Here is a 9,272-nt window from a genome sequence, read left to right as displayed (position 1 = left end):
CCGGCACCAACGGCAAGACCTCCACCGCCCGCATGATCGAGGCCCTCCTCGGCGCCTTCGAACTGCGCACCGGGCGCTACACCTCGCCGCACGTCCAGTCGGTCACCGAGCGGATCAGCCTCGACGGCGCGCCGGTCTCCGCCGAGCGGTTCGTGGAGACGTACCGGGACATCGCGCCGTACGTCGAGATGGTCGACGCGCGGCAGGAGCACCGGCTGTCCTTCTTCGAGGTGCTCACCGGCATGGCGTACGCGGCCTTCGCCGACGCTCCGGTGGACGCCGCCGTCGTCGAGGTCGGCATGGGCGGCAGCTGGGACGCCACCAACGTGATCGACGCCGGTGTCGCCGTGGTCATGCCGATCGACCTCGACCACACCGACCGGCTCGGCACCACGCCCGCCGAGATCGCCACGGAGAAGGCCGGCATCATCAAGCCGGACGCGACCGTGATCATGGCCCAGCAGCCGGTCGACGCGGCCCAGGTGCTGCTGAGGAAGGCCGTCGAGGCCGGCGCGACCGTGGCCAGGGAAGGGCTGGAGTTCGGCGTCGTCAGCCGGCAGGTCGCCGTCGGCGGCCAGCAGCTGACCCTGCGCGGCCTGGGCGGCGAGTACCCCGAGGTGTACCTGCCGCTGCACGGTGCCCACCAGGCGCACAACGCGGCCGTGGCGCTCGCCGCCGTGGAGGCGTTCTTCGGCGTCGGCGCCCAGCGCGCCGAGCCGCTGGACATCGACACCGTCCGCACGGCCTTCGCCACCGTCGCCTCACCGGGCCGGCTGGAGGTCGTCCGCCGGTCGCCCACCGTCGTGCTGGACGCCGCCCACAACCCGGCGGGCGCGCGGGCCGCGGCCGGGACGATCGGGGAGGCGTTCCAGTTCAGCCGGCTCATCGGCGTGGTCGGCGCGAGCGGCGACAAGAACGTGCGCGGACTGCTGGAGGCCTTCGAGCCGGTCTTCGCCGAGGTCGTCGTCACGCAGAACTCCAGCCACCGCGCGATGGACGCCGACGAACTGGCGGGGATCGCCGTCGAGGTGTTCGGCGAGGACCGCGTCCAGGTCGAACCCCGGCTGCCCGACGCGCTGGAGGCGGCGATCACGCTCGCCGAGGAGGAGGGCGAGTTCACCGGCGCCGGTGTGCTCGTCACCGGTTCCGTCATCACGGTCGGCGAGGCCCGGCTGCTTCTGGGGAAGGGCTGAGACACCGTGCGTACACTCTGCGCGTCGACCCTGATCAGTGAGTTCCTCGTCATCGGTTTCGCCGGACTGGTCGCGATGAAGGACCCGGACCTGACGGTCGGCACCGTGTGGACGGTCTGCGGCATCGCCATGTTCCTGTGCGTGGCCCTGTGCGGGGTGATCACCCGGCCCGGTGGCGTCGTCCTCGGCTGGGCCCTGCAGATCGCCCTGATCGCCTCCGGCTTCTTCGTCCCGACGATGTTCGTCCTGGGCGCCCTGTTCGCGGTGCTGTGGTGGGCCTCGGTCCACTACGGGCGGAAGATCGACGAGGCGAAGGCCCGGGCCGCCACCCGTGCCGGTCAGCCTGACGCTGCGTGACAGGCGCGGAATCCTGCCCGGTAACCTTCAGAGCACCCCGCACCACCCTTGAAGCATAAGGAGTTCCGCCGTGACCCAGCGCACCCTCGTCCTCCTCAAGCCCGACGCCGTCCGTCGTGGCCTGACCGGCGAGATCATCAGCCGCATCGAGCGCAAGGCCGGCTGGCAGCTCACCGCGCTGGACCTGCGCACCCTCGACCAGGACACGCTGGAGCAGCACTACGGCGAGCACAAGGGCAAGCCCTTCTACGAGCCGCTGATGGAGTTCATGGCCTCCGGCCCGGTCGTGGCGATGATCGTCGAGGGTGAGCGGGTCATCGAGGGCGTGCGCCGACTGGCCGGGCCGACCGACCCGGTCGCCGCGGCCCCGGGGTCGATCCGCGGGGACTTCGGCGTCATCGTCCGGGAGAACCTGATCCACGCCTCCGACTCCGAGGAGTCCGCCGAGCGCGAGGTGAAGATCTTCTTCCCGGACCGCGCCTGACGGCCGCGGGGACACCACCGCCCGCGTCGGCCGTCCGCACGGGCGGTCCGTGCGGATCAGCCGTGCCGATCCTCCGTACGGGCCGTCCGTGTCGGCCGTTCGTGTGAGCCGTGTCCCTCGATCACCGCGTGCGTGACGGCCGCGCGCGCCGGCCGCCCGCGCGGGGCCGCGCGACGTCACCGCCGCGCAGGACGCATGCCCGAACGGCCGCCTGCGACACGTGTGCGACAAGGGGTGCGAAGGCCACGCGCGACGCTCGCCCGCCGAAGCCGCTCATAACAATCGCATAGCGGCCGTGGGCTGCGGTTTTGGCCATCTGGCGACGGTCTGGGGGCTTTGCCCCCGGGCCTTCTCGGCATGCGGACGGCGTTCGGGGGAACGCATGCCCCCGATGGCCCGTCTCCACAAGCAACGGGACCCGCCATCTGATGAGAATGGCGAAGACCCTCGCGCCGTGTTCGCGAAGGCGCGTCTACGATGGAGCCTTCGCGTCACCGCACCCACCTCGCCTACCTGAAAAGCCCTCAAAAGCCAGTGGGAAGGCCAGACGAATCCTCATGGGGAACTCTATGTCGTTCATCGGCCGTGACATGGCTGTCGACCTCGGGACCGCCAACACGCTGGTGTACGTCAGGGGCCGCGGAATCGTACTCAATGAGCCGTCCGTCGTCGCGATCAACACCAATACCGGCGGCATCCTCGCGGTCGGGTCCGAGGCGAAGAAGATGATCGGGCGCACCCCCGGCAACATCGTCGCCGTCCGTCCGCTGAAGGACGGCGTCATCGCCGACTTCGAGATCACCGAGCGGATGCTCCGCTACTTCATCCTGAAGATCCACAAGCGGCGGCACCTGGCCCGCCCGCGGGTCGTCGTCTGCGTCCCCTCCGGCATCACGGGTGTGGAGCGCCGTGCCGTCATCGAGGCGTCGTCCCAGGCCGGCGCCCGCCAGGTGCACATCATCGAGGAGCCCATGGCCGCGGCCATCGGCTCCGGCCTGCCGGTCCACGAGGCCACGGGCAACATGGTGGTGGACATCGGCGGCGGCACCACGGAGGTCGCGGTCATCTCCCTCGGCGGCATCGTCACCGCCCAGTCCATCCGGGTCGCGGGCGACGAACTGGACAACGCGATCATCCAGTACGTCAAGAAGGAGTACTCCCTCCTGCTGGGCGAGCGCTCGGCCGAGCAGATCAAGCTCACCATCGGTTCGGCGTACGACCTCGACTCCGACGAGCACACCGAGATCCGCGGCCGGGACCTCGTCTCCGGACTGCCCAAGACCGTGGTCATCTCCGCCGGCGAGGTCCGCAAGGCGATCGAGGAGCCCGTCAACTCGATCGTGGACGCCGTCAAGACCACGCTCGACAAGTGCCCGCCGGAACTGTCCGGCGACATCATGGACCGGGGCATCGTGCTGACCGGCGGCGGCGCCCTGCTGCGCGGTCTGGACGAGCGGCTGCGGCGGGAGACGGGCATGCCCATCCACATCGCCGAGGACCCGCTGGACAGCGTGGCGCTCGGTTCCGGGAAGTGCGTCGAGGAGTTCGAGGCACTCCAGAAGGTGCTGGACGCCCAGCCCCGCAGATGACACGACTCTTCGATTCCGCCGTACGGGACGATCTCCCCTCGTACGGCGGATCGTTGATATAGAGACATGAGAACCACCCGTACTTTCCGGCGGTTCGCGAAGCCCCCCGGGCATTCCTGATCCGCCCCGACGACTTCTCACGACTTCTCACCACTCTTACGACTCCTTACGACCCCTGTTCTCGCTACCCGTTTCGACGAGGAAGGCACGGCCGCCGCACGTGAGGGACACACGAGAGAGCCGGCTGCTCCTGGTGCTGCTGATCACCACCGCTTTCGCACTGATCACGGTGGACATCCGCGGCGGGGAGGATTCACCGGTCGACGGTGCCCGGCGGGCCGCGGCCGCGGTCTTCGGCCCGGTCGAGAACGGCGTGTCCGGCGCGGTCGACCCGATCGGCAACGCGGTCGCCGCGGTCCGCGAATCCGGTGACCGGCACGACCGGCTCGCCGCACTCGAGCGGGAGAACACCGCGCTCAAGGCCGAACTCGGCAGCGACGACCGCAACCGCAGCAGGAGCAAGCAGCTCGACCGGATGCTGAAGGTCGCCGGCCAGGGCCAGTACGGCATCAAGGGCGCCCAGGTCATCGCCATAGGAGCGGCCCAGGGCTTCTCCTGGACCATCACCATCGACGTCGGCGCCGACGACGGCATCGAGCGCGACATGACCGTCCTCAACGGGGACGGACTCGTCGGCCGGGTCACCACCGTCGGCCCGCACACCGCCACCGTGCTGCTCGCCAACGACCCCGACTTCACCGTGGGCACCCGCATGGAGGCCGGCGACGAACTCGGCTTCGCCTCCGGCCAGGGCGACCGGCCCCTGCGCGTCGAACTCCTCAACGGCAAGGCCGAGATCAAGAAGGGCGACCGGCTGGTCACCTTCGGCTCCCAGGCCGACAAGCCGTTCGTGCCCGGCGTCCCCGTCGGCACCGTCTCCCGCGTCGACCCCTCCGGGGGAGACCTCACCCGCACCCTCTACGTCACGCCGTTCGTCGGCTTCACCAAGCTCGACATCGTCGGTGTCGTCGTCCAGGCCCCGAAGAAGGACCCGCGCGACACGGTGCTGCCCGAGAAGCCGAAGCCGACCCCCACTCCGACCGTCACGGTGACCGTCACCCCGTCCGCCCCTGCCGACGGCCAGCCCCAGCAAGAGCAGTAGGAGCTGTCACCCCATGCGCGTCAACCGGATCCTGCTCTCCAGCTCGCTGATCGTCGTCGCCCTGATGATCCAGGTGAGCGTCCTCGCCCGCCTCCACCTCCCGGGAGCCGTTCCCGACCTGCTCCTGCTCACCGTCCTCGGCCTCGCCCTGGTCTACGGCCACGTCGGCGGCGCCCTCGTCGGCTTCGGCGCCGGGCTCCTCGCCGACCTCGCGCCCCCCGCCGACCACGCCGTCGGCCGCTACGCCCTCGTGCTGTGCGTCATCGGCTACCTCGCCGGACTCGTCAAGCCCGAGTCCGGGCAGGTGAGGTCGGCGCTCGGCCCCATGGCCGTGGTGGTCGCCGCCGCGGTCGGCTCCACCCTGCTCTACGCCGGCGTCGGCGCCCTCGTCGGCGACACCGCCGCCCGCCACGTCGGCCTCGGCGGACTGCTCTTCAGCGCCGCCCTGTACGACCTGCTGCTCGCCCCGTTCGTCGTCCCCGGGGTCATGGCCCTGGCCCGCCGCGCGGAGAACGATCCGCTCGCCGAGAACAGCTCCGCCAAGTCCGCGGACCTCGCCTCCGGCTGGAGCTCCGGCGGCACCGGGCTGCGCATCGGCGCCCAGCGGGGCCTTCGCGCGAAGGCGACGCGGGCCCGGGTGGCCCGCGCGGGCCGCATCAAAGGGGTGAAGCGGCTGTGACCTCACGAGGCTTCACTGGAAAGAGTGAACGACGGCGGAAACCCGCCGGGTCGCACGGCCGTTCACCACTCGTACACGCGGCACTCGTACACGCGGCGTCCGCACGCACGGCGTCCGTGCACGGGGCGGCCGCACGCCCAGCAGTCGTCCACGCACCGGCGTACACGCACGGAGAGGAGGAGGGAGCCGCATGACCAACATTCCCGAGACCGGGCGCAGCACACGGGTCCAGATCCGGCTCGTCGTCATCCAGGTCCTCGTCCTCTCCCTCCTCGGCACCCTCGGCGGGCGCCTGTGGTACCTCCAGATCCGCGAGGGCGCCGAGTACGCCAAGGAGGCCTCCGGCAACCACGTCCAGCAGGTCGTCCAGCCCGCGGTCCGCGGCTCCATCCTGGACGCCCGCGGCGTGGCCCTCGCCGACAACGAGACCCGGCTGGTCGTCTCCGCCTCCCGCACCGAGCTCATGAAGATGCGGGACGACGGCAAGGCGGTCCTCACCAAGCTCGCCGGCGTCCTCGGCATGCCCGCCAAGGACGTCCTCGAGAAGGTCCGGCTGTGCGACGCCGAGACCCCCCAGCCCTGCTGGAACGGCTCGCCCTACCAGCCCATCCCCATCACCGACGAGGCCACCGCCAAGCAGGCCCTGCAGATCCGCGAGCGCGCCGAGGACTTCCCCGGCATCACCGCCGAGCCCCAGGCCGTCCGCCGGTACGCCGCCCCCGGGCAGGCCAACACCGCCCAGGTCCTCGGCTACCTCTCGCCCGTCACCGACGAGGAACTCCAGAAGGCGCAGGACACCGCGTCGCCGTACCTGCGCTCCGACCAGGTCGGCCGCTCCGGCCTGGAGCGCGAGTACGACAAGGAACTGCGCGGCAAGGCCGGCGTCACCCGCTACGAGGTGGACAACCTCGGCCGCGTCATCGGCGAGGCCGAGGCCGACCCCGCCGAACCCGGCGCCAACCTCGTCACCAGCATCGACGCCCGCGTCCAGCGGGTCGCCGAGTACGAGCTGAACGAGGCGATGAAGGCCGCCCGCAAGGAGATGGACCGCAACACCAACCGCCTCTACGAGGCCGACTCGGGCGCCGTCGTCGTCATGGAGGCCAAGACCGGCCGGGTCGTCGCGATGGCCTCCAACCCGAGCTACGACCCCAACGCCTGGGTCGGCGGCATCTCCGGCAAGGACTACGCGAACCTCACCGGCAAGGACTCCAACTACCCGCTGCTGAACCGCGCCATCCAGGGCCTGTCGGCACCCGGCTCCATCTTCAAGGTCATCCCGACCGCCGCCGCGATCAACGCCGGGTACTCCTTCGACGGGCCCTACGAGTGCTCCAGCTCGTACTCCATCGGCGGCCAGGTCTTCAAGAACTTCGAGTCCCAGAACCACGGCGCCATCAGCCTCGGCCGCGCCCTCGAGGTCTCCTGCGACACCGTCTTCTACCGCCTCGCCCACGAGGAGTGGAAGCGCGACGGCGGCAACAAGCCGAAGAAGAACGCCAAGGACTGGTTCTACAAGACCTCCCACCAGTTCGGCCTCGGCGAGCTGACCGGCATCGACCTGCCCAACGAGGTCACCGGCCGCGTCCCCGACCGCCAGTGGAAGCGCGACTACTGGAAGGCCAACAAGGACGCCTGGTGCAAGTCCGGCAAGAAGGGCGGCAGCTACGTCGAGCAGATCGCCTACGAGAACTGCCTCGAGGGCAACCGCCTGCGCGCCGGTGACTCCGTCAACTACTCCATCGGCCAGGGCGACACCCTCGTCACCCCGATCCAGATGGCCTCCGTCTACGCGGCCCTCGCCAACGGCGGCACGCTCTACCGGCCCACCGTCGGCAAGGCCGTCATCAGCCCCGACGGCAAGCGGGTCACCGAGATCGAGCCCAAGGCGCAGAGCAGGCTGCCGGTGACCAAGAAGACCCTCGCCGAGATAGACGGTGCCCTGGAGGGAGTCGCCACCCGCGGTACGGCCGCCTGGCGGTTCGGCGGCTGGCCGCAGGACGAGATCCCGATGCACGCCAAGACCGGTACCGCGGAGGTCTACGGGAAGCAGACCACCTCCTGGTTCGCCACCTACACCAAGGACTACTCGATCGTCATGACGATCGCCCAGGGCGGCACCGGATCCGGCGCCTCGGGCCCCGCCGTGCGCAACATCTACAACGCGCTGTACGGCGTCTCCCCGGAGGGCGTCATCGACGAGAAGACGGCACTGCTGCCCGCCCCGCAGAAGACGCTGCCCAAGGTCAGGACGGACGGCACCATCGTCTCCCCGAAGATCTCCGAGGACCCGGCCAAGGAGCGCGGGGCCGCCGGGGAGGACGGGCAGGCACCCGACGGCCAGGACCAGGACCAGGACCAGAACCAGGGCGCGACCACGACCACGCCCCCGCCCGCCAACCGCGACACCCGTCGCCGCGACGCGCGGCGGGGCGGCGGACGGGGCGGCCGGCCCTCCGGTGACGGACGGTCACCGGAGGGCCGGACCAGGGGCGAACGGACGGGCGACGGACGCCGGGACGACGGACAGCCGTCCGGAGGACGCCGTCACGGCGTCCTCCGGGCACGCCGTGCGGCAGGCCGGAGGGCGGCGGCATGAGCGGCGGAGTCAACAGCTTCCACGTCTCCGGATACGGACCCGAACGGGCCGGCTGGACGCGGCTCTTCGCCCGCGACTCCCCGGCCCGGCGCCTCGACTGGCCGATACTGCTGGCCGCGACCGCCCTGTCGCTGCTCGGCTCGCTCCTGGTCTTCTCGGCGACCCGCAACCGCACCGAGATCAACCAGGGCGACCCGTACTACTTCCTGGTCCGGCACTGGCTGAACACCGGCATCGGCCTGGCCCTGATGATCGCCGTGCTCTGGCTCGGCCACCGCGCCCTGCGCACCGCCGTGCCGGTCCTCTACGGCCTCTCCGTCCTGCTGATCCTGCTGGTGCTCACCCCCCTGGGCTCCACCATCAACGGCGCCCACTCCTGGATCAAGCTCGGCGGCGGATTCTCGATCCAGCCCTCCGAGTTCGTGAAGCTCACGATCATCCTGGGCATGGCGATGCTGCTCGCCGCCCGGGTCGACGCGGGCGACAAGCCCCACCCCGGCCACCGCACGGTCCTCCAGGCCCTCGGCCTGGCCGCCGTCCCCATGCTGATCGTGATGCTGATGCCCGACCTCGGGTCGGTCATGGTCATGGTCGTCATCGTGCTCGGCGTGCTGCTCGCCTCCGGCGCCTCCAACCGGTGGATCTTCGGTCTGATCGGCACCGGCGCGATCGGCGCGGTCACCGTCTGGCAGCTCGGCGTGCTCGACGAGTACCAGATCAACCGCTTCGCCGCCTTCGCCAACCCCGAACTCGACCCCGCCGGCGTCGGCTACAACACCAACCAGGCCCGCATCGCCATCGGTTCCGGCGGCCTCACCGGCTCCGGACTCTTCCAGGGCTCGCAGACCACCGGCCAGTTCGTGCCCGAGCAGCAGACCGACTTCGTCTTCACCGTCGCCGGAGAGGAACTCGGCTTCGTCGGGGGCGGGCTCATCATCGTCCTGCTCGGCGTCATCCTGTGGCGCGCCTGCCGCATCGCCCGCGACACCACCGACCTGTACGGCACCATCGTCGCCGCCGGCATCGTCGCCTGGTTCGCCTTCCAGTCCTTCGAGAACATCGGCATGACCCTCGGCATCATGCCGGTCACCGGTCTGCCCCTGCCGTTCGTCTCCTACGGCGGTTCGTCGATGTTCGCGGTGTGGCTGGCCGTGGGCCTCCTGCAGTCGATCAGACTGCAACGCCCCCTGTCCGCGATGAACCCGCCCG

Annotated in this window: 8 protein-coding genes; all 8 read left to right on the top strand. The window is 70.5% G+C overall.

The window, feature by feature from the left end:
• Nucleotides 1-1,193: bifunctional tetrahydrofolate synthase/dihydrofolate synthase (gene folC / locus AOK18_RS16610; RefSeq protein ID WP_055694879.1), on the top strand; the 1,193-nt coding region annotated here is incomplete at its 5' end.
• A 6-nt stretch (nucleotides 1,194-1,199) separates the two neighbouring features.
• Nucleotides 1,200-1,550: a DUF4233 domain-containing protein gene (locus AOK18_RS16605; protein WP_055694878.1), complete on the top strand. Its 351-nt coding sequence runs from the start codon at nucleotides 1,200-1,202 to the stop codon at nucleotides 1,548-1,550.
• A 70-nt stretch (nucleotides 1,551-1,620) separates the two neighbouring features.
• The gene (gene ndk / locus AOK18_RS16600; protein ID WP_055570720.1) at nucleotides 1,621-2,034 is read left to right on the top strand and encodes a nucleoside-diphosphate kinase; all 414 of its coding nucleotides are present in this window, start codon (nucleotides 1,621-1,623) and stop codon (nucleotides 2,032-2,034) included.
• A 569-nt stretch (nucleotides 2,035-2,603) separates the two neighbouring features.
• Complete coding sequence (locus tag AOK18_RS16595; RefSeq protein ID WP_055570721.1) at nucleotides 2,604-3,623, top strand: rod shape-determining protein; 1,020 nt, start codon at nucleotides 2,604-2,606, stop codon at nucleotides 3,621-3,623.
• Between the two features lie 220 nt (nucleotides 3,624-3,843).
• Nucleotides 3,844-4,785, top strand: a complete 942-nt coding sequence (gene mreC / locus AOK18_RS16590) for a rod shape-determining protein MreC (RefSeq protein WP_055570722.1) — start codon at nucleotides 3,844-3,846, stop codon at nucleotides 4,783-4,785.
• A gap of 13 nt (nucleotides 4,786-4,798) precedes the next feature.
• Complete coding sequence (mreD, locus tag AOK18_RS16585) at nucleotides 4,799-5,464, top strand: rod shape-determining protein MreD (RefSeq protein WP_055570723.1); 666 nt, start codon at nucleotides 4,799-4,801, stop codon at nucleotides 5,462-5,464.
• 190 nt (nucleotides 5,465-5,654) lie between these two features.
• On the top strand, nucleotides 5,655-8,063 hold the full coding sequence (gene mrdA / locus AOK18_RS16580; RefSeq protein WP_055694877.1) for a penicillin-binding protein 2: 2,409 nt from the start codon (nucleotides 5,655-5,657) through the stop codon (nucleotides 8,061-8,063).
• On the top strand, nucleotides 8,060-9,272 hold a 1,213-nt coding region (rodA, locus tag AOK18_RS16575; protein WP_107100355.1), incomplete at its 3' end, for a rod shape-determining protein RodA. The genes mrdA and rodA, both read left to right, overlap by 4 nt.

The sequence above is a fragment of the Streptomyces prasinopilosus genome, assembly GCF_001419695.1.
In the GTDB taxonomy this organism is placed as follows: Bacteria; Actinomycetota; Actinomycetes; order Streptomycetales; family Streptomycetaceae; genus Streptomyces; species Streptomyces prasinopilosus.
Note: the sequence above shows the minus strand (reverse complement) of the source record. Positions and strands in the feature narration are given on the sequence as shown.

Coding starts and splice junctions, on each gene's coding strand:
- AOK18_RS16595 (WP_055570721.1), top strand. CDS start 2,604: ATGTCGTTCATCGGCCGTGACATGGCTGTCGACCTCGGGACCGCCAAC.
- mreD (WP_055570723.1), top strand. CDS start 4,799: ATGCGCGTCAACCGGATCCTGCTCTCCAGCTCGCTGATCGTCGTCGCC.
- mrdA (WP_055694877.1), top strand. CDS start 5,655: ATGACCAACATTCCCGAGACCGGGCGCAGCACACGGGTCCAGATCCGG.